Consider the following 1,971-nt stretch of genomic DNA (forward strand, 5'->3'; position numbering starts at 1 on the left):
CGACACAATACCGGAGCGCCAGAACTGTTTCCTTTCCGGACCCGGGCTGTGACGGATAACCGAACCTGAGCTTCTGCAAGGCGTCGTCAAGAATGACGACATCATCCCTGTCCTGATATGGTCTTCCGTACTTTTCGACAAGGGCGACAACCTTCCGGGGCAGCCGTTTCAGCCCATCGGCCTGCCATTCCAGATTCCCCTTCGTGTAATAGTCCGCCAGAAGATTATAGACCTCTCTTTCCAGGACCTTCCATCGGGGATCCTGCGTGATCTTCTCCATCACCCGCGCGTTATCGCCCGCAACGCCCTGCGCCATCACCTCTGGCGACAGCGAAACGGCGGCGAGCACCACAAAAGATTTCAGTGAACTCCATGAAAAAGACATGAGCGATTCCCCTGTTTATCGAGGAGCTGACCATAGCCCATACCATTGAAAGCCATTCATACCTTTTGGAAGTAAAACTATTTGGAAGTAAAGCTATGGCGCAGCAGACAGCCCGTACCGGTAATGGCCAGTGATTTTATAGTCGAACAGCATGTCTTCCAGCCTGGGCCCCGGGCCGATGTTGTGGACGATCAGGGGGCGTTTGCCCTCCGCCGACCGCCGGTCGGTCACGATGCCGATATGGGACAGATCGCCACCATCTCTTCTTAAATTCCATGTAACCAAATCTCCCGACCTGTAGACGACGGGATCCTGCGAAACCGGCAACGCCTTTCCAAACCTTTTGAAAAAAACCTGCAGGTTGGGCACGCGCCGGTGGTCGATATTGGTGTCCGGCCGCTTCAACCCCCAGTTTTTCGGGTAAAGACCAAAGTGGGCTTTCATGTCCTCATGCACCAGCTTCTGAAGATCAATCCCCAGCGCCCGGTAGCCCCGGATCACCACATCCGTGCACACCCCCAGATGGGCCGGCACATCCCCACCCGGATAGCCCATCACAAAATAGCGGCCATCGTACCTGACATTCTGCCGTGTCTGTTCAAGCGCTGCCTTTACAAGCCGTGATGGAGGGCTTTCCCCGGCCATCGTCCCGTGCGACAGGAACAGCACGGAGAGACAAAGAAAGACACGAAGGTATTTCACGGTTTTATGTACCATCCCGGAACAGGAACTCACGGCCCAGCTTGACCCGCTTTTCGCCGTTGTATTCGATGATGTCCGCGGTGGCATAGGTTTCCGTCCATGTCTCGGGCAGGTAAGACCCGGTGCCGATGACATCCACCGGCACCCGCGCTTCAGCCATAATGCGGCACTTGGCCGGACTGAAGCCGCTGGTGGCCACAATCTTCACCTTGCCGAACCCGGCTTCGTCCAGGGCATTGCGCAGGCTGATGATGGCCGCAGCGGACACGCCCATGCCCACCAGGTGGCGCAGCTGGGCCTCGTCCCGATAGCCGCGCAGGGCCTGCGGTGCGTGCTTTTCCAGAACAGCGTAGGAGGAGCGGTGGTCCAGCCCCTCGGCATACCGGCTGCCGGGGGTGTCGATTCGCAGCGAAAGCTGGCCTTCCGCCGCCAGATCCGGAAAGCGCCGGCAGACTGCCAGACTGTCCGTGATTTCCTGCCCGAAATAGTCGATCAGCACGGTCAGAGATTCATCCGGAAATGTTTCCCGGTACATTTCCGCCGCCCGGACCGTGGATCCCGCATAGCCGATCAGGGCGTGGGGCATGGTGCCCCGTCCCTTCTCCTGTCCGAAGAAATGGGCCGTAGCATCCGTAGCGTTGCCAACAAAGCCCACAGCGTTGGCCTCACGCGTCGCCCGGGCCGACCCCACGCTGGCCGCATAGGCCATCAGCTCTGCCATTTCCGTGCCGGCGCAGTGACGCGCATCCATGGCCAGAAAGGCCACCCGCGGCAGATCATCGCACATGATGGAGGCGTTATACGCCGCAACGCAGGCAGACCCCAGCTTCATCAGGAACAGGGTTTCCAGTTCGACCAGACCGATGAAAGGGCCTGTGAAGTAC

The 1,971-nt window shown here is 58.8% G+C and carries 3 protein-coding genes; all 3 read right to left on the bottom strand.

Annotated elements, in window-relative coordinates:
• The coding region (locus tag M3O22_02845; protein ID MDP9195696.1) for a hypothetical protein at positions 1-385 on the bottom strand (385 nt) is incomplete at its 3' end.
• 93 nt (positions 386-478) lie between these two features.
• Complete coding sequence (locus tag M3O22_02850) at positions 479-1,030, bottom strand: DUF1287 domain-containing protein (protein ID MDP9195697.1); 552 nt, start codon at positions 1,028-1,030, stop codon at positions 479-481.
• Between the two features lie 61 nt (positions 1,031-1,091).
• On the bottom strand, positions 1,092-1,971 hold an 880-nt coding region (locus M3O22_02855; GenBank protein MDP9195698.1), incomplete at its 5' end, for a nicotinate phosphoribosyltransferase.

Source organism: Pseudomonadota bacterium, assembly GCA_030775045.1.
In the GTDB taxonomy this organism is placed as follows: Bacteria; Pseudomonadota; Alphaproteobacteria; order JALYJY01; family JALYJY01; genus JALYJY01.